This window comes from Jidongwangia harbinensis (assembly GCF_020216025.1).
In the GTDB taxonomy this organism is placed as follows: Bacteria; Actinomycetota; Actinomycetes; order Mycobacteriales; family Micromonosporaceae; genus Actinoplanes; species Actinoplanes harbinensis.
Genome location: NZ_JAIWNC010000043.1, coordinates 1 through 24,905, shown reverse-complemented (window position 1 = coordinate 24,905; position 24,905 = coordinate 1). Strand labels below are relative to the sequence as shown.

Annotated in this window: 12 protein-coding genes and 1 CRISPR repeat array; of the genes, 7 read left to right on the top strand and 5 right to left on the bottom strand. The window is 69.9% G+C overall.

The annotated features are described in order from the left end of the window. Position 1: 1 nt before the first annotated feature. From LDL48_RS36185 to LDL48_RS36160, 6 genes are all read left to right on the top strand, one after another. A complete protein-coding gene (locus tag LDL48_RS36185; protein WP_225259662.1) occupies positions 2–1,306 on the top strand; it encodes an ABC transporter substrate-binding protein in 1,305 nt (434 codons plus the stop codon). A 2-nt stretch (positions 1,307–1,308) separates the two neighbouring features. Then, positions 1,309–3,390: a hypothetical protein gene (locus tag LDL48_RS36180; protein WP_225259661.1), complete on the top strand. Its 2,082-nt coding sequence runs from the start codon at positions 1,309–1,311 to the stop codon at positions 3,388–3,390. A 16-nt stretch (positions 3,391–3,406) separates the two neighbouring features. Next, a complete protein-coding gene (locus LDL48_RS44815; RefSeq protein ID WP_308016537.1) occupies positions 3,407–3,949 on the top strand; it encodes a TetR family transcriptional regulator C-terminal domain-containing protein in 543 nt (180 codons plus the stop codon). Between the two features lie 220 nt (positions 3,950–4,169). Beyond that, entirely contained in the window at positions 4,170–4,772 is a 603-nt protein-coding gene (locus LDL48_RS36170; protein WP_225259660.1) for a nitroreductase family protein, read from the top strand. 67 nt (positions 4,773–4,839) lie between these two features. Further along, on the top strand, positions 4,840–5,118 hold the full coding sequence (locus LDL48_RS36165; RefSeq protein ID WP_225259659.1) for a hypothetical protein: 279 nt from the start codon (positions 4,840–4,842) through the stop codon (positions 5,116–5,118). 91 nt (positions 5,119–5,209) lie between these two features. Next, on the top strand, positions 5,210–6,217 hold the full coding sequence (locus LDL48_RS36160; RefSeq protein ID WP_225259658.1) for an aldo/keto reductase: 1,008 nt from the start codon (positions 5,210–5,212) through the stop codon (positions 6,215–6,217). Here the strand turns inward: LDL48_RS36160 and LDL48_RS36155 are convergent, their stop codons facing one another. The 5 genes from LDL48_RS36155 to LDL48_RS36135 all read right to left on the bottom strand — a co-directional run bounded on the left by LDL48_RS36155 (position 6,218) and on the right by LDL48_RS36135 (position 21,756). Then, positions 6,218–6,901, bottom strand: coding sequence for an MOSC domain-containing protein (locus tag LDL48_RS36155; RefSeq protein ID WP_225259657.1), 684 nt, complete (start codon positions 6,899–6,901; stop codon positions 6,218–6,220). A gap of 42 nt (positions 6,902–6,943) precedes the next feature. Further along, complete coding sequence (locus tag LDL48_RS36150) at positions 6,944–7,447, bottom strand: hypothetical protein (RefSeq protein ID WP_225259656.1); 504 nt, start codon at positions 7,445–7,447, stop codon at positions 6,944–6,946. A gap of 655 nt (positions 7,448–8,102) precedes the next feature. Beyond that, the gene (locus tag LDL48_RS36145) at positions 8,103–9,074 is read right to left on the bottom strand and encodes a HEAT repeat domain-containing protein (RefSeq protein ID WP_225259655.1); all 972 of its coding nucleotides are present in this window, start codon (positions 9,072–9,074) and stop codon (positions 8,103–8,105) included. Positions 9,075–9,136: 62 nt separating this feature from the next. Beyond that, positions 9,137–15,391 carry an RHS repeat domain-containing protein gene (locus tag LDL48_RS44810; RefSeq protein WP_225259654.1) on the bottom strand — a complete coding sequence of 2,085 codons (6,255 nt, stop codon included), beginning with the start codon at positions 15,389–15,391 and terminating at the stop codon, positions 9,137–9,139. A gap of 50 nt (positions 15,392–15,441) precedes the next feature. Continuing rightward, positions 15,442–21,756, bottom strand: coding sequence for an NIDO-like domain-containing protein (locus LDL48_RS36135; RefSeq protein ID WP_225259653.1), 6,315 nt, complete (start codon positions 21,754–21,756; stop codon positions 15,442–15,444). Between the two features lie 464 nt (positions 21,757–22,220). Here LDL48_RS36135 and LDL48_RS36130 point away from each other — a divergent pair, with 464 nt between their 5' ends. Continuing rightward, a complete protein-coding gene (locus LDL48_RS36130; RefSeq protein WP_225259652.1) occupies positions 22,221–22,868 on the top strand; it encodes a hypothetical protein in 648 nt (215 codons plus the stop codon). 529 nt (positions 22,869–23,397) lie between these two features. Then, positions 23,398–24,586: direct repeats of the CRISPR family, unit length 28 nt; unit sequence CCGCTCCCCGCGCACGCGGGGGTGATCC. Between the last annotated feature and the right edge of the window lie 319 nt (positions 24,587–24,905).

Genomic DNA, 24,905 nt, shown 5'->3' with positions numbered 1-24,905 from the left:
GATGCGTACCAGACTCCCCCGACCCCGGCGGCTGGCCCCGGTCTGCCTCGCCGTCGCGGTCGCGCTCACCGCCGCCGGATGCGGCTCGGGCGACGACCCGGCCTCCGGTGGCACCGTCGAGCTGCGCTTCGGCTGGTGGGGCAACGCCGACCGGGCCGCCGCCACGCAGAAGGTCATCGCGGCGTTCCAGGCCGAGCACCCGACCATCAAGGTCAAGGGCGAGACCACCGACTTCAACGCCTACTTCGACAAGCTGGCCACCGAGGTCGCCGCCGGCGGCGCGCCGGACATCATCACGCTCGGCGGGGCGTACCCGCGCGAGTACGGCGACCGGGGCGCGCTGCTGGACATCGCGAAGGTCGGCGACCGGCTGAAGACCGACCGGATCGACGCCGCGGCGCTGGGCAACGGCACATTCGACAACGTCCAGTACGGCGTGCCGTCCGGCGTCAACGCGATCTCCGCGGTGCTCAATCCGGCCCTCTTCCAGGCCGCCAAGGTGCCGCTGCCGGACACCGACACCTGGACCTGGGACGACTACCAGCGGATCGCCCGGGAACTGGCCGTCAAGCTGCCGGCGGGCAGGTACGCGGTGGCCGACCCGACCCGCACCGACATGCTCGACGTGTTCTCCCGCCAGCGCGGCGAGGCGCTGTACACCGCGGACGGCAAGGTCGGCATCAGCACCCGGACGCTCACCGACTGGTGGACGATGACGACCGCGCTGCGCGACGCCAAGGCCAGCCCGCCCGCCGCGACCACCGCCGAACTCCAGGGCCAGCCCGCTCCCGAGCAGTCGCTGATGGGCCGCGGCCTGGCCGCCATGGCGTTCGACTGGAGCAACCAGGCCAAGGCCCTGACCACCGCGGCCGGCCAGCCGCTGGAGCTGCACCGGGTGCCCGGGGAGAGCACCGCCGCCCAGCCCGGCCAGTGGTTGCAGGCGTCGCAGATCTACAGCATCAACGCCAGGACCCGGCACCAGAAGGAGGCGGCCACGTTCGTCGACTTCCTGGTCAACAGCCCGGCCGCCGGGCGGATCATCCTGACCGACCGCGGCATCCCGGCCAACTCCCAGGTGCGCGCGGCCATCCTGCCCGCGCTCAGCCTGGACGAGTCCCGGCAGGTGAAGTACATCGAGGCGCTGACACCCAAGGCCGGGCCGCCGCTGGTGATCGGCCCCACCGGCTCCACCGACACCCCCGGCATCCTGGACCGGCTCAACGTCGACGTGCTGTTCGGCCGCACGGCGCCGGCCGCGGCGGCGGAGGACTTCGTCAAGCAGGTACGGTCGGCGATCAAGGAGTGACCGTGGACCGCCGTGCGCTGGTGGACCGGCACGCGGTCGACGTCACCGGGATCCTCCCCGGCTCGCCGCTGACCGTGGGCAACGGCGAACTGTGCTACACCGTCGACGTCACCGGCCTGCAGACGCTGCCGGACCACTACCCGGTCCCGGACGCCACCGCGGCGGTGCCCGGGACGCTGCTCGCCACCCTGTCGCAGTGGGGCTGGCACAGCGTCCCCGGCGCGGACCGGTACGACCTGGACCAGACCCGCCGCGCGTACGCCACACCCCGCGGCCCGGTCGACTACGTGGACATGCGCGGCGACCTCACCGCCACCACGGAGCACCCCGCGTCGGCCGCCGAGGGCTGGCTGCGCGCCAACCCGCACCGGCTCGACCTGGCGCGGATCGGGCTGGTCTTCGCCGGCGACGGATCGGCGCAAAACGTCACGGCGGCCGAACTGTCCGACGTGCACCAGCGCCTCGACCTGTGGACCGGCATGATCGACAGCCGGTACCGCCTGCGCGGCCGGTCGGTCCGGGTCGTCACGGCCTGCCACCCCGACCGGGACGTGCTCGCCGTCCGGATCGAGTCCGGCCTGTTCGCCGCCGGCCTGGCGGTGCGCGTCGCCTTCCCGTACGGCTCGACGGCCTGGGGGAACGCCGCGGACTGGTCGCGGCCGGAGGCGCACCGGACCGACGTCCGCGTCACCGAGCGCGGCTGCGACGTCGCCAGAACCCTCGACGAGACCACCTACCGGGTCCTGATCGAGACCGCACCGCACGGCACGGTACGCCGGACCGGGCCGCACGAGCTGACCGTCCGCACCGCGCTCGGCGTACTCGAGCTGGTGATCGGTTTCGGCTCGGGCGGCGCCGGCCCGGCGCTCGGCAGCGGCCCGGACGTGCGCGACGCGGCCCGCGCCCACTGGTCCGCGTTCTGGACCCGCGGCGGCGCGGTGGAGCTGGCGGACAGCGCCGACGACCGGGCGGCCGAGCTGGAACGGCGGGTCGTGCTGTCGCAGTACCTGACCGCGATCCACGGTGCGGGCCAGTATCCCCCGGCCGAGACCGGCCTGATGACGAACAGCTGGCGGGGCCGGTTCCACCTGGAGATGCACTGGTGGCACGGGGCCCACTTTCCGCTGTGGGGCCGCCCGGAACTGCTCGAACGCAGCCTCGGCTGGTACGCCCGCATCCTGCCCCGGGCCCGGCGGACCGCCCGGCGCCAGGGGTACGCCGGCGCCCGCTGGCCCAAGCAGGTCGGACCGGACGGCCGGGAGAGCCCCAGCCCCGTCGGGCCGTTCCTGATCTGGCAGCAGCCACACCCGATCTACCTGGCCGAGCTGGTGCGGCGCGGGCCACGACCGGAGGCGGCACTGCACCGGTACGCCGACGTGGTGCTCGCGTCCGCCGAGTTCATGGCCGACTTCGTGACGGCCGGACCACGCGGGTACGGCCTCGGTCCCCCACTGGTGCCGGCCCAGGAGTCGTACGCCGGGTACCGCGCCGGACTGACCAACCCGACCTTCGAGCTGGCCTACTGGGCGTGGGCGCTGCGCGTGGCGGCGCGCTGGCGTACCACGCTCGGCCTGGCACCGCAGACGTCCTGGACGGCGATCGCCGACCACCTGGTCCGCCCGCTCGTCCGGGACGGCAGGTACCAGGCGGTCGACGTGGCGCCGTACACCCTGCTCGACGACCACCCCTCGATGCTGTACGCGCTCGGCGTGGTGCCGCCCACCGCCCTGATCGATCCCGCCGTCATGCGCGCGACGCTGCGGCACGTGCGGGAGAACTGGCCGTGGCAGACCACCTGGGGCTGGGACTACCCGGCGATGGCCATGACCGCGGTGCGGCTGGGCGACCCGGAGGCCGCGCTGGACCTGCTGCTGATGCCCACCGCGAAGAACGAGTATCTGCCGAACGGGCACAACCGGCAGTCCGGGTCGCTGCCGGTGTACCTGCCGGGCAACGGCGGGCTGCTGACCGCGGTGGCGCTGATGGCCCGCGGCGCCGACGCGGACGCCGGACGGGCGACGCCCGGCTTCCCGGCGGACGGCCGCTGGACGGTCCGGCACGAGGGCCTGCGCCCGCTGCCCTGAGCGGGACTGGACGGCCGTGCGGGACCGGACGGCCGTCACGCCGCGGGTGGCCGTCCGCTCCGGTCGGGTTCTGTCGCTGCGGACATCGCCTTCGTACGCCGGGCCTCCAGGACGGCGATCACCGCGAACGCGGCGACGGCCGCCGCGACTGCGGCGACGTAGCACCACGGAGCAGGCAGATGCCCGCGATGAGCGTGACAAGCATTGCCAGTCCGACCCGCGAGTCCTGCTCCGTGCCACCCTCGAGGAACTGCTTCCGCTCGACGAACAGCGCCGCACGCGCCTGCGGGTGATGACCGCCTACTACGCGCGGAGCCTCACCGATCCCGCGCTGGCAGCTGTCTTCCTGCACCGGGAACACCCGCTGGAAGACCTGGTCACCGCCCTGATCACGGCGGCCGGCGCCCGGCCCTCGGTCGACCCCGCCCAGGAGGCGAACCTGCTCGTCGGCGGCATCAGCGGACTCGGGCTCGACCTGCTGCACCGGCGCCGTACCCCGGCGGGCGTACGGCGCACCCTGGACTACCACCTGAACCGCATCCTGGCGCAGCGGTCTTGACCGACAGCTTCCAGATTCCGGTGCCGGAACCTCCGGTTGACCCCGCCCCCCGGGGGAGGGTCCACGGTGGTTCCCGGTCACAACGAGTGGAGGACGCCGCGCATGCAGCCGTACATCGGTAGCGGACCGTACCGTTACGCCGACTCGCTGGGCTGAGCTCGCCGTCCGGTCGGGCCGGGCGTGCCCCCCATGGCACGGCCGGCACCGATATCGTGGCCCGATGGAGTTCCAGGATGTCGTCCGCCGACGCCGCATGGTCCGCAGCTACGAGGACCGGCCGGTCCCGCCCGAGGTCGTCGACCGGATCGTGCAGAACGGGCTGCGGGCGCCGTCGGGGGGGTTCTCCCAGGGCTGGGGCTTCCTGGTGCTGGACGATCCGGCGGACATCGCCCGGTTCCGGGCGGCGGCGCGCCCGGACACCGACCCGGACCGCTGGTTCGCGGCGAACGTCGAGGCGCCCCTGCTGATCGTTCCCCATTCGCACAAGGACGCCTATCTCGATCGGTACGCCGAGCCGGACAAGGGCCTCCAGGACCGCTCGGAAAGCTCGTGGCCGGCGCCGTACTGGGACATCGACACCGGCATGGCGTCCCTGCTGATGCTGCTCACCGCGGTCGACTCGGGACTGGGCGCCTGTTTCTTCGGCATCCCGGTGGACCGGATCGACACCTTCCGCGCGGAGTTCGGCGTTCCGCCCCAGTTCAGCCCGATCGGGGCGATCTCCGTCGGGTACAGCCAGGAGCCGCCGCGCGACCTGTCCGGCCGCCGGCGGCCGACCGCCGACGTGGTGCACCGGGGTCGCTGGGGCGCGCCGGCCGGCTGAGCCGCCGGGGTGACCGCTGACCCGGTGTGCGGCCGCGCCTTGGGGCGAGCCGTTACGGTGCATGACTATGGCGACCTACTCAGGCCCGGCAACGCTGATCCTCGTCGACGGTGCTCGGGTAGCCGGCATGGCTTCCCTCGGCACCAACAACCGCGGGGACCTCAACGGCTGGAGCGGCACGTTCCGCCCCGACCACGTCAGCGCCGACCTCCGCGACGCGAGCGACGGGCTGCAGCTGGAGCTGCCCTACGACCAGATCGGCGCGGTCGCGGTCACCAAGATCCGAAAGCTGCTGGCCACCCAGGTGCTGGTGTCGCTGGTGGGCCGCGGTCCGGCGCCGTTCTGACCTCCGGCCGGGTTGACCTGGAGCGCGCTCCAGCGCCTAGCGTCCCGATCGGCGCCGCCACCGACGTGCGGCGTGGATTCGGGGGAACACCATGGAGTACACCCACCTCGGCCGGACCGGACTCGAGGTCAGCCGGCTGTGCCTGGGGACGATGACGTTCGGCCGGGAGATCGGGGAAGCGGAGAGCCACCGGCTGATGGACCGCTTCGCCGAGGCCGGCGGCACGTTCGTCGACACCGCGGACGCCTACGGCGAGGGCCGGTCCGAGGAGATCGTCGGCAGCTGGCTGAAGGGCCGCCCGCGGCAGGACGTGGTGATCGCGTCCAAGGTGCGGTTCGGCCCCGGCCGGAACCGCCGGGGCCTGAGCCGCAAGCACCTGCTCGACGCGGTCGACGGCAGCCTGCGGCGGCTCGGCACCGACCACCTCGACCTGTACCAGCTGCACATGTGGGACTACGGCACGCCGCTGGAGGAGACGCTGCGGGCGCTCGACTCGATCGTCCGGGCCGGCAAGGTGCGCTACGTCGGGGTGAGCAACTTCAGCGGCGCGCAGGTGCAGCGGACCGTCGACCTGTGCCGCACCGCCGGATGGGAACCGTTGGCGTCCCTGCAGCCGCTCTACAACCTGCTGGACCGGGAGGCGGAATGGGAGCTGCTTCCGGTGTGCCGGGAGGAGGGCGTCGGCGTCCTGCCGTACAGCCCGCTGCGGGGTGGCTGGCTCACCGGCAAGTACCGGCGTGGGGCCCCGCCGTCCGGCACCGGGAGCCGGGTCGCGGCGACGAACCGCGCCGGTGAGCCGGTCTGGACCGAGGCCTGGGGCAACTACGACAACGACCGGACCTGGGACGTGGTCGAGACGCTGGTCGCCGTCGCGGACGAGATCGGCCGCACCCCGGCGCAGACGGCGCTGACCTGGCTGCTGCACCGCCCCGGCGTCACCGCGCCGATCGTCGGTGCCCGGTCGGTGCGGCAGCTCGACGACAACCTGGGCGCGGTGGACGTCACGCTGGACCCGGCGCAGCGGGACCGGCTGGACCGGGTCAGCGACAAGCCGCGGCCGTACCCGTACCAGCTGCTGGCCGACCTGCGCGACGCGTAGCTAGTCGAGCCAGCGGGCCTCGTCGGTGGCGCGGACCTCGCCGCCCGCCTCCACCGCCGCGTACACCCCGAGGGTGTTGCCGAGTTCCCGCGCCACCCAGCGCAGCACGCCCCGGTCGTGCGGCACGGTGGGCGTCTCCTTGGTGATCATCACGCACCGGTCGCAGCCCCCGGTGAAGCGCAACCGCACCGCGCCGACCGCCATCCGCCGGCCGATCCAGCGGTGCTCGGGGTATCCGGTGGCGGAGTCGTCGGCGACGTCGTCGAGCACCAGGTTGGGCCGGAACCGGGTGACGTCGAGCGCGCTGTCCGGCAGCGCCCGGGCGAGGGTGCGCAGCGTGGTCGTGGTCAGCACGTGCAGCGCGGCGTCCGGCGTGTCCGGCCGGTGCCCGGCCAGCCGCACCTTCGCCTCGACGGCGGCGCTGAGCCGGGCGTCGGCGTCCGGCGCGTCGGAGCGGACCCGCGCGCCGTCCGGCAGGATCAGCTCGGCCACCCCCGGGCCGGCCGTGACGGCCCGCACCCGCATGAGACCCGGTACGGCGCCCGCCCAGGTGACCTCGTCGCGTTCGTCGAGCACGGCGAGTACCCGGTCGCCGGCCAGCCCGGACGGGCCCGCCGTGGCGGCGGTGAGCCGCTCACCGCCCACGGACTTCACCGGGTAGCGCCACAGCTGCTCAACCCGCATCGCGTCCCCCATGCGTCCGCCCGTCCGGCGATGGTAACCCGGTCACAGCCGGAGGCGGCCGGCTTCGCGGAGGACGGCCAGCGCGTCCACGGTGACCCACGGATTGGCGCGGCGGGTGCTGGTGCCGCCCCAGTCGACCGAGTCGTTATGCAGCGCCACGTCGGCGGAGGCCCGGTAGTAGCGGGCGTGCGCGGGCCAGCCGTCGGCCTGTTGCAGCGACTCGATCAGGTCCAGCGCGTCGGTGCACCGCGGGTCGCCGAGCAGGCCGAGTTCGGCCAGGCCCTTCAGCCCGCCGAGCACGTCGTAGTGCCAGTACAGCGGGTAGTGCAGCTTGACGAACTCCGGTCTGATCAGTTCTCCGGTGCTGACCCGGTAGGCCAGCCGGCGGACGAGCAGGACCTCGGCGGCGCGGCGGGCGGCCGCGGCGGCGTCGCGGTCCGGGTACGCCGCCAGCCCGCGCATCGGCAGCAGCGTCTCGCAGAACGACGACGTGTCGGCGGCCCGAGTTGGACCACAAATCCACGGCGACCGGTGGCCGTGGATCATGTACTAAAGTGTGTCCGGAGGGGGACTTGAACCCCTACTACATGGTGCAGCTGCATGAGGACCTGTTGCTGCCCTGAACCGCCGTCGGGGGTGGGGATTTGAACCTGCGACCCCTTGTACTGAGTCACACGAATTCCGGTCCTTTCATCACTTGCCACCAACGCGCTGCTACCTGCGTAAACATCGAGTAGGTGCGCCTGGGCGCTTGCATCACTTGTCGTGTCTTCGCGCTGTTTTCGAGGGGTAAACGAGGGGCAGCAACTCCTCCCCCGGCGGCCACGGCGGCCGAAACGAGGGATCCACGAGTCCACCTCCGCCGTCACCCAAACCGACGACGGGCCGGGACGCCTACGGCCGAAGCCTGCCGTGGGGCTTCAACTCCGGGCTCGAGTTGGATACGAATTCATGGCGACCGGCGGCCGTGGATCATGAATTGAGGTGTCCGGAGGGGGATTCAGGTCCCCGAAATCCGCTTGGATACGCACTATAAGTGCGCATGCCAGAATAATAGCGGCCCCATCCAACTGGCGCCACTGCCTCGACCGGTAGGACGATTTGTCGTTGCTGCTGCACCTGCAGACAAGCCTCGGCAGCACTCTGCTTTCAGCCGAATGACGTTCTCAAGCCGCCATCGACATTGCGGCCCGCGCACGCGTCAGGCCCGCCAGGGGCCGGACGGTGTGGTGTGTCTGTCCTCGAGACGGTCCAGCGTGTAGGCAGCAACCGCCGCGATGTCGCCGTCAAGGAAAGGGAAATGCGGGACCGGTGCCGGCGCCTCGGTTGCGGCCTCGACGTCGGCTAGGATTTCCGGGCCTGGATCATTCAGTAGTTGCGCGAGGCCGATTCCGGTAGCCCACCGCTCAGCCAAGTTTTCGGCACGTTCCCAGCGGGCGGCGATTGCCGCCGCGGCTGCAGGGTCTTCGGTGCCGCGGGCGCAGATGCCGGCTGCCACCGCGGCGGCTGACGCCACGATGGGATCCTCTCCACCGATCAGCGGAATCAACGCCGGTACTACCGACGGTGATTCCTCCGGGAAGTACGCCAGTAGCTGAGCGGCGTAGATCTGGGTGGCAGGGTGGTTGGCTGACAGAGCGACGACGTATACCGGCACACCGGCTCGCACGGCGTCATATGCCTCGATGTCCCACTGCTCGGTCAGACGATCTCGTTCGACGTTCGAGAAGGAGGTGCGCCGCTCGCGCGCGGCGCGCTCCTGCAGGTCCGCGGCGCCAGCGACCCACGCGGCCTCATCCGCCTTCAGTTCCTCGACTGTCATGGTTGCCCTGCGCGCCGCCTCCTGCCGCAGGTGCGCGAAGTTCGGCCGCTCGTTGAGCGTGAACTCCTCCTCGCCGATGGCGATCTGCCGTAGCACCTGGCAGGCGGCAAACCGGTCTGGCGCGGCAGGGTCGGCGACTACATCGATAAGGAACGGAACTGCCGCGGCGGAGGCCGGCGAGCGGGATCCTTGGTGCACGAGCCGGTCAGAGAGGTACTCGTAGCCGAGCATCCGCCGCTCGGGATCGCTCGACCAGATCGCGTGGAGCGCCACAGGAACCTCTTCGGGCGGGCCGTACACCTCGAGCGACGCCCAATGGACGGACTCCGCATCGTTTCGACGTTCGGGCATGCGAATCACCTTAACAACGGTCGCCTGGCCGCCAGCAGCGGCCGGGCAACGTGCGCGAGGGGTCAATCCAGGACAAGTGGACTCTGCGGCTGGCACTCCGGTATCGGAACTGGGGCTAGCGCGCACGGACCGTACCGGACGAGGAAGTAGAGATCCGCGGCCATGCCGAACGCGCCCAATGTGCCGGCAGTGCCACTCATCCCGCGGCCCATGTTGCCGGTACCGCCCCGTGGGCGGACCGGCGTCTTCCCGGCGTGCGGTTCGGCTGGGCTTAGCTGCTGCGGCTTCGTCTTGATCGGCGCGCGGGGAGACACGATGTTGCCTTTGAGTTGCGCCGAGGAGTTCGTCTCGCCGAACGGTACCGGCGCCTTGCCTGGTTCCATATAGAGGACACGAATGCCCTTCTTGGCGGCAGTATCGGCGAGGAACGGGCGGCAGGAGTTGCACGACGGCGCACCCTCCTTGTTGACGGTGATGACAAGCGTGTAGCCGGGTTTGAGTTTGCCGGCCGACTCGTACCACTTCACCACGCGAGGCTCAATGTGCTGATCGCCCTGGATGCGTTCGTCCGGCAGCAAGCCGCCGCCGCTGCGGAAGTTGTCGTCCTGAGCGACCAGGTTGCCGTCATTGTCGTATACCGCCGCCGCACCGAACAGGGTCTTGTCGGTGACTCCGTGGCCGTAGATGTGCGAGTACTTGCCGCTCTTCGGAGTCTTCCGGACGGTGTTCCAGTAGTGCTCCATCCACGACCCCTTGGGCGCTGAGCCCTTGCCCGCGGAGGTGATGACCCACTTCCCGCGACTGTCCTGCCGGGTCTCCAAGCCTTCTTCCTGAAGGATCCTCCGGTCCTCGAGTGGGTCGCCCCCGGCGAACAGGGGCCGCAGTCCGTCCGGGTCCGATCCGGTGACGGGCGAGTTGTTGGCGTAGCTGTAGCCGTTCCACTGCTGTGGATCGTTGAGGTCCTGCACCGGGTCGACCGAGGTGAAGCGGCCGATGGCCGGGTCGTACATCCGGGCGCCGAGCTGCGTGAGGCCGGTCGGGTCGACGTTTCCGCCGACGAACCCCTTGCCGTTGGGCCACGTCACGGTCGCGCCGCGGGACTCGCCGAACGGCTTCTGCCGGCGGACCACTGCCGCCTGCGTACGCTCGTTGATCGCGACTGTGCCGGTGCCCTGGTGATCCGGCGCCAACCAGGTCAGGCCGGCCGCGTTCCGCGAGGCGATCGAGGAACCGGCGTATGAGTAGTACCGGGTTGTCGCGACCTTGCCGGTGGCCTTGGTCCAGCGTCGGTCTTCGCCGGCCAGGTAGAGCGTCGACCCGGCCGGGTCGCGGCTGATCAGCCGGTTGCCGTCGGCGTCGTAGATGTAGGTGGTGCTCCCGCCCGAGTCGGTGCTGGTGCCGAGCCGCGCCTCGGGGTCGTAGGCAAGCGTCTGGGCGCCACCGGCGACCGGCCGGGATTGCATGCCGCCGGTGGCGTCGTAGGAGTACGAGCTGGTCGTGGTGGTGCTGCCGTTAGTCACGGTGGTGCTGGCCAGCGCGTGCGGCTGAGTGCCGCCGGCCGCCGGGTAGTCGTACCGGGTGGTGCGGTCGGTGGTGACCGAGCCGACGGCGTGGTCGACCTGGGTGAGCCGGTTGCCGACGGCGTTGTATGTCCACGACTGCCAATACGGCGCCGGTCCGCCGAGCAGCGACGTTGCTGGGTTGGTGCTGCACGGCGCCGTGGCCGGCGTCCACGCCTCGCTGAGCCGCCGCAGTCCGTCGTATCGGAAGCACTGGGCGTCCCCGGCCGCAGCGTCCTGGGCCTGAGTGATGTTGCCGGCGGCGTCGAAGGTGTAGCGGGTGTTCGCCACCGTGTGCGGGCTCACCGACTCCCGGTCGGTCCGAATGCCGATCACGCGCCCGGTTTCGAGTTCGCGGTCGATGACCCGGTAGACCCGGCTGCCGGTTTCTGAGTAGTGGCCGGTGTAGAGCACGTACTGATTGATCGAGTTTTGGGCGTCGTAGTCGGTGCGCGAGACGTAACTCGTGGATGTGGTGCCGTACGTGCTCATGAGCTGGTTGACCAGGCCAGTGTTCTCGTTGTAGCGGTACTGGGTGGTCTCCAGCGGGAGGTCGGCGGATTCCGGATAGGTGGTGGCCGCGAGGCTGCCGTCGAGCGCGTAGCTGTTCGCGAACGTGTATGTGCCGGCCAACCCAGCCTCGGCGGCGGGGACGGTGACCGTCTCGCTCGTCGGCTTGTAGCGGTCGTCGTACGAGTTGATCCTTTTGATGTAGCTGGCCGTGCCGACCAGCCGCACCGACTGTGTCAGCTGTCCCGTGGCCACCGTGTCGTACGTCCAGCGGGCCCGCGCGCCGACGCCGGACTGCAGCAGCGCGGTGCGCCGGTCGAGTTCGTCGTACTGGTAGATCAGCTTGATGCCGCGTGCGTCGGTGGCGGAGGTCATCCGGCCGGCGTTGTCGTATTCGTTGGTGGTCTTGCCCTTGTCGGGGTCGGTGAAGGTGAGCTGGCGACCGCGCAGGTCGTAGGTGTACGACCAGGTGTTGCCCGCCGTGTCGGTGACCTTCTGCAGCTGCCGTTTCGCGTTGAATGTGTAGGTGGTGGCGTCGTAGTCACCGGTCGGGGTTGGACCGTGGTATTGGCGGGTGGCTACTGTTCGGCCGAGCGCGTCGGTGTAGGTTGCCGTGGCCGTTCCGCCGGTCGGCGGCGTGACGTCGATGTGGTCTCCGCCGTAGCGCATCGCCGTTTGCCAGCGCTCTTTGGTGTACGGCTGGAAGATCTCCGCGGTGACCCGGCCGGCGCCGTCGTACACGGTTCTGGTCTGCTTCGGCACATCCTGCCGATCGGTGGCTGTGTTGAGGTCACCACTCGGCGTGCCGGACGCGTAGTAGGCGCCGTGTTCGCGCACTTTGCGGCCGGACGTGTCGTAGAAGACATCGGTAAGTAGCCGTCCGCCGCTCGCAGACGGAACCTGGGTCTGCCGGGTGCGCAGCAGGCCGTCGTAGAGCGTGTAGGTCGTGACGTAGTTGCCGGCGGGGTTGAGGGTGCTGCTGCTGACCCAGCTCGTCTCGTCGTTGCGGATCCTGTAGGCGAACTTCTCGTTGGGGGTGTCGACGCCTTGGACGCGGCCTGGTTTCCACACCGCCGTGGCTCGGCCGAGCGGATCGTATGTCGCTGTGGTGACCTTGTCGTTCGCGTCCACGATCCTGGTGGGCAAGCCCCACGCTGGGTGCAGCGTGGTGGTGGTCTCGTGGCCGAGGGCGTTGGTCGCTTTGGTGTGGGTGGCCAGTCCGCCTGTCGTCGGGGTGTAGGCCGTCGCGGTGACGTGATCGAGTCCGTCCCACGACGCCGTAATCCGTCCGTGGGTGTCGTAGCTGGCGCGGCTTACTTGCTGGAATGTGGGATTGCCGGTGTTCCAGGCGGACGCCGCCTCGCTACGGGTCAGCAGACCTTTGCTGGGTGGGGCGCCGTGGTCGTGGTCGTCGTAGAAGGACCGGGTGTCCGAGATGACGTGGGATTCGGTGAGGTTTGCTAGGTCGGCGGCCGCCGCGCAGGTGGTGGCGAACGTCTGCTCTCGGTGCTCCGGGGTGAGCAGCCAGATGGTGGTGTTGCGCGGTTCGAGCGCGGTTTTCGTGCAGGACTCGTCGCCGGTGACAGCGGTGTCGCCGCTGTCGTCCTCGGCGATCACCATGCCGTACTTGTCGAAGGTTTTGCGGATGGTGCGTACCTGGTCCGGGCGGCCGCCGTCCCGCACGGTGCGGTGGTGGGTGGCGGTGACGCCGGAGAAGCGGGCCTCCACGGTGTCGCCGTTGATGGTGCGCGAGGCCGTGATGCCGGACCGCCACGGTTCACTGACGGACCTGGAGATGATGGCGGATCCTGGCCCGTTGTGGACGGTGCTCTCCCGGACCATTCCCGCGTACGAGTCCTCGTCGTTGACCGTCGGGACGCCGGTGCCCGGCATCGTCACCGTCCGGGTGCCGGAGGACGCTTTGTCGCCGTGCATTCCGCGGAAGTACGTGCTCTCGGTGTACTGCTGCTCCCCCGCGTCGCCGGTGGTGACGCCGACCTTGCTGTAGCCGCGCCACACCGACCAGGTCTTGTCCTTCTTCTCGACCAGGCCGTCGTCGTCTGCGTAGTGCCAGGCCGGATCGCCGTGGTACGAGTAGGTAGTGACCTTGCGCGGGCTGCCTTTCGGTGTGACGCCGCCGGTGTTGTCGGCCTCGTACACGGTCTTGACCAGGTACCGGTGGAAGTAATCGGTGACCGGGTTCTGGTAGCCCTCCGGCGTCCACCGCACCGGGTAACAGCGCAACGTGTTGTTCGCAGGGTCTGTCGGCACGCGGGTCTTGGCAACGCAGTCGGGGTCGGAGTAGACCACGCTGATGGTGCCGCCGGTCTCGGTGCGGATCTGCGAGATACGCCACCAGTTCATCGCGGCGGCGAAGTCGATGGTGTCGACCCGGTTGGCGAGTTGGACGCCGGTGAACTCGGTGTCCGGCACGGTTTCGATGCCGCCGACCAGACCGGCGTGCGACAGCTTGGACAGCCATAGTCCTGCGCGAGTGGTGTCTCCCGGGTCGGGGAACGTGTGGGTCAGTGTCCATCGCTCGACGTCGTCCCAGCCCGTGCCATCGCGCAACTGGGTGGTCACCGACGCCAGCCGCTTGGTGGACCAGAACGTCGGCGAGACGTTGCGGCAGTCGTCCTTGTCAGCCTGGCAATCCTGGTCCCATGGTGTGTCTGGCCAGCGCGCCTCGTTGTGGGTGCCGCAGTCGGACAGGCAGCGGTCGGCGACCGCGAAATCGATCCGGGCCGGCGCCTGGGTATTGAGCACGGTTTCTGTGCCGTCGTCGCGCCGCGTGCCGTAGTCAGCGTGATCCAGGTATCCGCCGCGGTCGTACAACGCGAGGTCGGTGGCCTTCTTGTTGCGCGCGTACCGGTTGGTCTCTTTCTGGTACCAGTACGAGGCGGAGTTGCCGTGCAGGTCGACGACGTAGTCGAGGTTCCAGCGCCAGGCCTGGGTGCAGTCGGAGTCGGCGTATGCGCTCTCGTTGCAGGGTTCACGGGAGTGGTTGCCGAAGACGGGCACGGTCCACGTCGAGTTGGTAACCGGGTCGTTGGCCGCCCAACCGGGCAGCCGGTGGGCGCCGAACCAGTACTGGGTGCCGTCGGTGGTGGTCACCACCCACCATTCGCCGTCGTCGTCGCCGTTGACTGCGCCGGTCTTGCGCTCGATCCGGGAACCGTCGTCGTTACGCAGGTGCCAGCGCTTCTCGGTGGCGTTGTAGAGGAGTTCGCCGGAGTGGTTGCCCAGCGACAGCATCGCGTTGTCGGTGGCCCAGCACAGATCGCCGGTTTTCTCGGTGTTGTTCGGCTTGTCGCCGGCCGCGTTCGCGTCCATGTCCTGCAGGCAGGACTCGTAGCGGCGTTCGATGAAGCCGCCGGTGGTGGTCTCGAAGCCCTCCCCCGCCCAACCCGGCTGATTGTTGCTGGCCGCGTGCCGGCCGTCGACCGACTGCGAGGAGTAGGACAGCCCGGCGGCCGGCGCCGGGCCGTTGGCGGCCGGCGGCACCCGCATGGGGTACGACCAGCCGAAGGTGCCGCTGTTGCCGCCGGCCGACCAGGTTGACGATGGCTGCAGCGAGGTGGCGGTGAATGCGCCTGCCGGTCCGGACGGGCCGGCGGTCACGGCGATGAGTGTGCCGGTGGCGAGCGGCACGGTGGCCGACACAGAGCCGGCTTTGGCGTCGTTGCGCGACGGCAAGGCTGAGCCCGCGCAACCGATCTTGTCCGGTGTGGTGAGGGCGCATTCCGGCAACGTGGTCAGCCGGAGCCGGGTGGCCCAGTCGCCGCCGTACGCGGTGCGGAACGAGCGGTAGTCGACGGTCACGTTAACCGAGTCGGCGGCTGGGGCCGGCGTGGCGCGACCGAGCCGGATCAGCAGTCCGCGGACGCCGGCCCGATCGGTCGTGGACCGGTCGAGCACGTCGACCCGGACCTGCCCGGTGACGGCACCCGTCCGTGAGACCCGGACCGGTGACGTCACCGCTTGTTTCGAGGTAGCGGCCAGGTTGACCAGGGCGCTGGACGCGGCAGGCCATTGCGGCGCAGGCTTGGTCGCCGCCTGTCGTATCTCGGGTTGTGCCGGCGGGGCAGCCGGTGGCACGGCGGTGGTTGGCACCTTCTTCTGCGTCGCGGGTGCACCCGGCCGGTAGTCGGGCTCCTTCGGTTCGGCGGTGGCCGGCGTGCCGACGGCCAGGGCAAGGGTGGTGATCACTGCGGTCAGGGCGGCGACCGCGCGGCGGGAACGCTTCACCGGGACTCCTCCGGTCAGGGAGATTCGGGGCAGGGCGGGATGCGGGGACCTCACTGCGGCGGATCGAAGCGCAGTCCGGTGCCGGGCCGCAGCACCGGCTGGCGGTAGGTGTACTGCAGCGCCACGGTGCCGTCGGCGTTTTCGATGCCGATGGTCGCGCCGCCGCCCTTGGTCAGGAACGTCCCGTCCATGTCCGGGTAGCTGAATGACCAGCCGCCGGCTTCATCGAAGGCAACCTGGAACGTTGTCCTCGTGGTCGGGTCCTCGTAGGAGGAGACGTTGCGCCACTCGACCACGAACTGCCGGCTCGGCGCGGCGCCTCTGGTCGCGGTACGGACGCTGGCGTCGCTGTCGACGACCCAGTCGTGCCAGAACGGGTAGACCGCGGCGTTCGGTTCCTCGGGGTTGCGTGGCGACGGGATGGGCCACGCATCCGAACTCGGCGTGCCGGGGTCCTGGAAGGCGATGAGGCCGTTGCCGTCCACGTAGCCCGTCGCGTACGTCTGGCCGTAGAGGTTGACCGGGAACGGCAGCGGTACCGGCTCGTAGTCCTCGTCACCGGTGACCGGCAGCACCGCGCCGTCGGCCGGGGTGTACGCCACCGCCCGCTCCGACAACCGGTATCCCGCGCCCGCCGGGGTGCTCAGCCCGGCGAAGTCAGCCTCGGCGAGCGTGCCGGTGCCGACGGTCACGTTCGCCACCGCCGAGCCGGCGCAGGCGCCGCCGGTCCGAGTCGCGATGACCGCGTAGGTCCCGGCCGGCACGTTGTCGATCCGGTACGAGCCATCGGCCGCCGTGGTCGTGCTCTGGCCGGCCGCGGCCACTGTGGCGCCGCCCACCCCGGCGCCCTCGCAGGTCACCGTGCCGGTGATGCTGCCTGCGCCGGGTGGGTTCGGCCTGAACGTCACGCCTTGTCCGGAGGCGAGTAACGGTTCGCGGTAGAGGGACTGGAACCCGATCGTGCCGGAGGCGTTCTCGATGCCGGTGCTGGCTCCGGAACCTCGTTCGACCGGGTGGGAGTCGGTGATGTCTTTGTAGGCGAACGTGATGTCGCCGTTCTCGCTGAAGATGGCTTCGAACGACGCCCGTGCGGTGGTGTCCGGGTGCAGGTAGACGTTGCGCCATTCGACCACCCATTGGCGGTTCGGCGCGCTGCCGCTCGATTTTGTGGCGATCTTGGAGGAGGCGTCCACCACCCAGTCGTCCCAGTGCACGTAGACGGCGGCGTTCGGGCTTCCGGGTACGGCCGGCGATGGCAGCGCGCTCGGGATCGAGCCGATCCAGCCGAAGAACATCGGGTCTTTGAAGGACACCAGGCCGTTGGCGGAGATCCAGGCGGAGGTGTACGACTCGCCGTACAGTTTGATCGGGAATGGCGGGTTCTTCTGCCAGACGGTTTCGTCGCCTTGCCAGTCCTCGGTGATGTCGCCGGGGACGTAGGTCGTCGCGCCCGTGTCGCACCGGTAGCCGAATTCGTCGCCGTCGGTCATGACCGACAGGTCGACATCTTTGGTGCCGCCGGCGAAGTTGATGATTTCCTTGGCGTACTGGCCGGGGCAGCGGCTGTCGCCGGTACTGACCTGCACGGTGTACTCGCCCACCGGCACGCCGGTGAACTGATAACCGCCGTTCGCGTCGGTGACCGCGGTGCGGCCGCCCGGGTTGAGCGTCACCGTGCGGCCGGCCGCTGGGCCGCCGGTCACAGCGACGGTGGTGGTGCCGCGGACAATGCCCGGCGCCGCCGGGGTGAAGGTGATGGCGCCGGTGGAGTTGACCCGCGCTTCCTGGAAGGAGAACAGCGTGGCGACCGTGCCGGAGGCGTTCTCGATGCCGATCGTCGCCGCCGCGCCCTGCTGCAGCGTGGTGGTCAGCGTGCCGTAGTTGAAGACGATATCCCCGGCCTCGCCGAAGACCGCTTCGAAGGTGATCCGGTCCGGGCCGTTCGGGCGGAACTTGGCATTGCGCCACTCGATCACGAACTTGCGGTTGGGCGCAGTACCGGTGGTCTGGGTGCGCACACTCGCCGAAGCGTCGATCTCGAGGTCGTCCCAGAAGGGGGCGACCACGGCGTTCGGCGCCGCCGCGGTCGGCATGGCCGGGTTCACATACGTGTCGGCGCCCAGTGCGGTGTCGAAGGTGAGGAAGCCGTTGGTGCTGACCGTGGCCGACGTGTACGTCCTGCCGTGGAAAGGCATCGCGAAAGGCAGCGTCAACGCGGTCGTCGCGTCGTCGCCGGTCAGTGCGAGCACGTTGGCGGCCGGCACGAAGTTGCCCGGGCCTTGCGCGCAGACGTAGCCCATGCCGCCGTAGTCCAGGCCCCGGCGCAGGTCGCGGACGGTGTCCGCGGTCAGCTCGACCGTGTCCTTGGCGACCTGAGGGCACTTCTGATTCTGCGCCGAGAACACCGTGTAGGTGTCCGAGACCAGCCCTTCGAAGCGGTATGTGCCATCGGACGACGTGGTGGTCTGCATCCCGCTCGGGTCCAGCGACACCCGGGCGCCGGAGATGCCGTTGCCGGTCATGTCGAGGACCCGGCCGGACAGCGAGTGCACCTCCAGCGCACCCTCACCGCCTTCGGACTGCTGGAAGACGACCGCCTGCCCGTTAGCCAGGGCCGGGGTGTTGCGCGAGAAGGTCAACCCGTCCTCGGCCGCCGGGGCGGCGATGCCGACCGCGGCCGAGGCGCCTTTCTCAGCGTCGGTGTCCAGCCCGGTGTAGTTGGTGGTCACCGTGCCGTCGGCGGACAGCAGCGCCGTGAAGGAAACCCGCTGCGAGGTGGCCGCTTTGCGGTGCGCGTTGCGCCATTCGATCGCGAACGTCGCGGTGCTGCCGCTTCCGGTCGTGGTGGTGCGGACGCTCGCCGACGAGTCGATGACGAGGTCGTCCCAGAACGGCGCGATCATCGCGTTCGGGTTCGCCGCGGAAGGCAGCGCCCCTCCGTCGTACGGGTGGGAACCGCCCGGGTCGGTGAAGGAGAGGATCCCGTTGGTGTCGACCCATGCCGACCGGAACGCCTGGCCGTAAAAGGGGAACGCGAAGGGCAGCGTCACCGTCGCGACGGCGTTGTCGCCGGTCAGCGCTACCACGCTCTGGTCGGCCGGGCTGAACACCTGGGCCCTGGTGTCGCAGGTGTAGCCGAGCCCGTCGGCCACCGGCGTCAGCACCAGGTCGAGGTAGGACTCGCCAGTAACTTCGACGTCCTCCGCCCTCCCGGACAGTCCGCAGACGCCGCCGGATGTCCCGGTGACCGTGTACGTCCCGGAGGGGAACCCGGCCACCGTGTAGGCGCCGTCGGCGGCCGCAGTCGCGGTCACACCACCCGGGTCAAGGCGCACCACCGCACCCGGCAACGGGTTGAAGTCTGCGTCGGTGACGAAGCCACTGAGCGTCGCCGGGTGGATCACCGACAACTGCACGATGCCGGGTGTCGGCGAGACCCGGCCGCCCGAGTCCACCGCCAGGGCGTAGACGGTGACGGCGCCGCCGGTGGCCGTGGTGAGCGGGATGGTGACCGAGCCACCGGCCGCGGGAGGCGTCGCAGTCAGGTTCAGCGTCGTCGAGTTGATGCTGTACCGGTACGACACGATGTTGGTGTCACCGCCGGAACCGATGACCGCGCTGGCGGCCGCGCCCACCGGCACCGAGTCGCCGCCGGGCAGGGTCACGGCGGGCGGCAGCGGAGCGGCCAGCTCGGTGATCTTCGCTACGGCCGGGATGAAGCTGTAGACCCGGACGTCGTCCACGGCGCCGTTGAGGAAGCCGTCGTCCCCGCCGTTCCAGCGCCGCTTGCCCACCGCGAAGCCGGCGGCTGCGTTGAACCCGCCGGTCAACGTGGCGGTCGCCGTCTGGGCGGTTCCGTCGACATACAGCGTCAGCCTCTTCGTGGACGCGTCGTAGGCGGCGGCGAGGTGGGTCCATTTGCCGGCCACCGGTCCTGCATTGGACAGCACCGAGAACAGCGCGGGGTTGTCGGCGTCGGCGCCGGCCATCGTGAACCGCCACTTGTTGTCGGCGGCCGAGTAGCCCAGCGTGTAGGCGCTGGCCCGGTTGCCGAACGCGGCGACGGCGGTGTGCTGCCCGGTGAGGCCGGAGGTGGTGGTCAGTCGAACGCGAGCGGCCACCGTGAAGCTGGTGTCCGTGCGCACCGGCGTGGCAGCGCCGGTGGTGGGGTGCGGCGCGGTGATCGGCCCGGCGAGCGTGGCCGCGCCGGTCAAGCCGTTGAGCAGCAACGCCGAGCCAACCCCGCCTCGCCCGGTCGGCCGGGTCACGCCGGAGGCCAGCGCGAGGGTGTTGTTGTGGCCGGAGTCGTCGGTGGTGGTGTCGCCGGCGTCGTCGAATGACCACTGGCCGGCCGGGCCGGTACCGGCCCTCACCGTGAACGAGTACGTGAGCGGCGCCGCCGAATACCAGCCGGCCTTGTCCTTCGTCCACACCCTCATGGTCTGGACGCCGTCGCGTAGCGGGACGTACGGCACGGTGACGCTCTGGCCGGGGCTCGCCGCGATCTGCTTGGCAGCCGACGCCTGCACGCCCTGATCCAACGTCCAAGCGTACCCGGCGAGGTCGGTGGCGCCACTGGCCGGAGGCGAGATGGTGAACTGACCGGAAACTCCGACGCCGCCGCCCGGCGTACCGGCCGGGTAATCCGGTGACGCCACCGCGCTCGGCCCCGCCGGAGCCGTCACGTCCACGGCGAACTCACAGGTCGCCGAAAACGCACCGGTCGCGTGCTTGTCAGCGGTACGGGCCTGCCACACGTACGTCCGGCCGTCGGCCAGCCTGCCGGCCGGGATCACCTTGGCCACGGTGGTCTTGTTGCCGGCCGCCTGCGACACCTTGTTCGACTCGCTGCGCGCGCTGCCCGACTGCCACCAGTAGAACGACGTGGTCAAGCCCTGGTCGTTGTCCGGGTCGACCTGCTGTGCGGCCAGTGTGGGGGTCAGAGTCCGAACGTACGGCCGGGCCGCCCCGGTCGCACAGCCCTTCGCGTCGGAGTTGCGGTTGCCCGGCGCCGCAGGGGCGGTGTTGTACGTGATCGCAAGCTTCGGCGACGAGTGGTTGAACCGCTTCCAGTGCTTCAGCGTGCCCTCGTCGACCGCCCGCAGACCGAGGTTCAGCGTCGTCCAGTTGCTGGCCGCCGCCTTGGCCACCATCGAGGTGGCGTTGAACTCGATGGTGCCGGCCCCGGAGCAGCCGTGCGCCGCGCCAGCCTTGCGGTTCGCCGCGGTCTGCGCCGTGTAGCCGGAATACCAGTTGGGCTGGTTGTTCCACGTCGTGCTCGTGGAGATCCCACCGATCATCCACAGCTTGGCGTTCGACTTCGGGTTGCAGGTCCAGGCGTGCCGCTGCTCGACCCGGAACGTCGCGGACAGGATCTGCTTCTTGCGTACCTTGCTGGTGTCCATCCGGAAGAACGACCGAACGACGTGGTCGGAACATCCGGAGCAGTCCTCGGTACGCCCAGCGCCGGCCGAGCCGTACGTCGAGCCGTTGGTCAGCGCTGACGAGTTCTTCCAGAACGAGCTCGACTTGTGCTTGCTCCACACGGAGGTCCACGCGCTACCAGAGATGGCACCGGTAACCGACGGGTCGATATAGACGGGGTACTTGGTGTCCGGGTCGGCAAGAAGCTTGCGATCCGGTCGAAGAGTCAAAGTGTCCTTGCTGACGGTCATCGGCATCACCACGCGCCGATCCATCGCCGCGACCGTGTCCCTCCGGCCGGCCGGCTTCGCGGACTTCCTGTCGGCCTTCTTCATCGCCGGCTCGCCCTTGGCGGTGTCCCCGCCGGCCGAGGCGATCGAGGCGTCCCACATCAGCGGTGCGGGCGCGGTGAACACCGTCCGGCCGCCCTTGTCAGTCGCGGCCAAGCCGCCCTGACCGGTCGCCCGCACCTTCACGCCCTTGGTCGCGAGGCCGAAGTTCAGCGAATCGAGCCGGCCGTCGGTGGCGGCTTCACGGGTACGCACGATGAGCAGCTCCGAGAAGCCGAGTGCGTCGACAACCACTTGGAGATCCACGTCCGGCAGCACGTTGCGGTAGAGCGCGATGTTGCCGCGCAGCACCGGCTTGGGCAGCGTGCCCGGCCAAGAGAAGCTGATCTCGTTCGACCCGTCACGCAGCCGGGCCAGCGGTCCGTCGCCACCGCCGGACAGCGTCGTCGGCAAAGCGGCGGCCCGCGGTTTCACACCGGTCGCTGTGGCCTTGAGCGTGGTGTCAATCGGCACCCAGTGGGTGCCGTGCTTGACCCGGACCGGCTCGATGGACTCCTCGACGGTCTGCGTACCGTCCGGATTGACGAAGGTCTGGGACACCTCGGACCGCTCGTCAAGAATCTCCACTCGCTTGCCACAGGTGCGAGTCATCGCGGCGGCGGCAGCCACGGTGCGCTGCTCGGCGACACATGGCTGCTTCGCTGTCACCGCAGAGGCAGGCGCAGCAACACCAGGGACCGCCGGCAGGGCCACCAACGTGGACAGCAGGAGGAGTAGAGCGGCGTGCCACACGGACCAACGGCATCGGTGCGCACGCGGCATTACGCGATGGCCAGCAGGCATCGATCTCTCCCCCGTGATGACAATCCGTGACGCAGCAATCACAGCGAATCAAGCGCTGTAAGTCAATATGGAAGATCACCACTGTGGCGCGAAGACCCGGATTGACCTGATAGTCGGTATCAGTGCAGGGCGTGCAGACGTCTGATCCGCCCGTTCCGTCCTCACCGGACATCCACAGTCCCGCTATACGCATCAGGCTGTGACCACCGGCATCAAGTGCGGAGGCGCCCTCGCGCCCCGAGGTTGTCGTACCCGGTCGACATACTGCCGTCATGGGGATAGGCCTGTCGACTGAGGAGATGGCCGCGGACTTCCTCAAGGCGGGAATCGAGCCTAGGTGGGGCTCGTTCTGGTCGGGACGCCTGGAGGAGTGGCTGGCCGTAGTACTGCCGCCCGGCGCGGAGGAGCGCTACAGCGCGACCGGGGCCTCCGGTGGAGAGCCGGGTGCGGACCGGCCCGGGCCGCACGAGACCGTGTGGGAATGGACGGAGCGCCGTCGGCAGGGTGCGCAGACGTGGTCCTTCCCGACCAACGCGCTTCGCGCCGAGTATCTGTCCACCATTTCCGCTCGCAGTGAGGCCGACGTACTGGCTCTGCTGCGGCTCTTCCTTTTCGAAGAGTCGTGCTTCGGTTTGGATGGCGACCATCTGGATCGGGTGCTCGATTCTTCGGACGTCCGCAAGTTTCTCGACGACCTGCCGAAGGAGTACTCGCGGCGACTGATGCGGTGGATGTCCGGGACGGCCAAACCACACCCGAGTATCCGGTGGGTTCTCGACCTCCTGCCGCACGCACCGCAGCAAGCGATTGACGCGGTCATGGGGTACCTCAACGTGTATCGGTCCCTGCGGCCGTCAGGGCGTTCGGATGGCTGCTGGATGCGGCCGCGGTCATTCGCGCGCGCTGGATCGACGACTTGAACGGCGGTACTGAGGCGCTATTCCGGCTTAGCCCCCGAGATTTCGAAGCGTTGGTAGCCGCCCTGTATCGGAAGCTCGGCTATGACGTTGAGCAGCAGCGACCGGGGCGTCGCTGGCCAGCGACATCAGCGATGGACTCGCTGCCGGCGCACTCAGTCCGTCGTCCACGGAAGACATCACCGGCTGATATCCCTTCATCGGCTATCTCACAGCAGCGACGCACCGCAAGACACAACGACGGCAATCGCCGAGCCAGTATCAGCCGACCCAACACCATGTACGAGCGAACCCAGTGGCGACGCCTACACCCCGACACGATGCCTCCCTGCCTCCCCACCCGCGACGGCGGTACCACGCCAGGCCGGAAGACTTAGTGACCCCATCTATTTGATCAAGATGGCGGGTATAGTGCTGCGAACACCTAACTCGGACTTGCCCCCTGCGACCGCCACCTCACGAAGACTCGATCCTGAGAACCAGAGTGAATAAGGACGCGCTAGACGATCATTAGCAACGCAGGTCGATAAGCCCGCTCCCCGCGCACGCGGGGGTGATCCCCGTGCTGCCTGCTGTCCGGCCGGATCTCCGCTCCGCTCCCCGCGCACGCGGGGGTGATCCCCCGGGGCTGTTCCGGCAGTTCCTGGACGTCATCCGCTCCCCGCGCACGCGGGGGTGATCCCGTGATCGGGGTGCCGCCGCGTGACACGGACACCCGCTCCCCGCGCACGCGGGGGTGATCCCCTCGTCACCCGCGCACACCGCGCCCTCGACCCCCGCTCCCCGCGCACGCGGGGGTGATCCCTGCAAGACCGAGTGGGAAGAGGACGCCCCGACCCGCTCCCCGCGCACGCGGGGGTGATCCCTGCTGGTCGAGTGCCGCTGCACGACCAGGTCGCCGCTCCCCGCGCACGCGGGGGTGATCCGGTGCGCAGTTCGCCGCGGCCGCCGGCGAGCACCCGCTCCCCGCGCACACGGGGGTGATCCCCGGTCGACCATCGCCTCGCGCCGGGTGACCGTCCGCTCCCCGCGCACGCGGGGGTGATCCCATGTCCTGGTCGTCCACCGGCGCGCTGTCGCTCCGCTCCCCGCGCACGCGGGGGTGATCCCAACTTCGACGGCGGCCCGGCCGGAACTACCCTCCGCTCCCCGCGCACGCGGGGGTGATCCCGAAGCGGCGGACGCGGCGAGCCCGTCCACGTGCCGCTCCCCGCGCAGGCGGGGGTGATCCCGGCCCACAGCCGGACGGCCTGCCAGCCGCGGGCCGCTCCCCGCGCGCGCGGGAGTGATCCCTCGAGGACCGCGCTGTGCCCAGCTGAGGCGGTCCGCTCCCCGCGCACGCGGGGGTGATCCGATCGAGCCGAGGACGTCACCTTTGGCCTGCGCAGCCGCTCCCCGCGCACGCGGGGGTGATCCCTGCACCTACTTCTGCTGCCTCGGTGACAACGTCCGCTCCCCGCGCACGCGGGGGTGATCCCTGCACCTACTTCTGCTGCCTCGGTGACAACGTCCGCTCCCCGCGCACGCGGGGGTGATCCCGCGACCCCGCCGGTACTGGCCGCGCTCACGACCCGCTCCCCGCTCACGCGGGGGTGATCCCGCATCGCCGCGCACCCGTGGCTGCCCGACAACCCGCTCCCCGCGCACGCGGGGGTGACCCCCGCCGGCAGCACTCAACCGGCTACGTGCCGAACCGCTCCCCGCGCAAGCGGGCGTGATCCCCGGCCATATGGGATCTCGTCGCCATCGACGGCCCGCTCCGCGCACGCGCACGCGGGGGGTGATCCCATCCAGCAGACCGCGCAGTACAACCCCAACACCTACTCCCCGTGCACACAGGGGTCATCCCAGCCCGGTGAGGCCGTTCACGACCAGGAAGACCTGCTCCCCACGCACGCGGGGGTGATCCCGCCTGGGCCTGCCCCGTTTTGGCGGACATCTGAGATCAGGAGCCGTAGGGCTCCGGGAGGATGTCCAGCATCATGGAGAGCGTGGGGAAGAAACGGTCGAGGCCTCGGCGGGCGTTCACGCCGCAGTTCA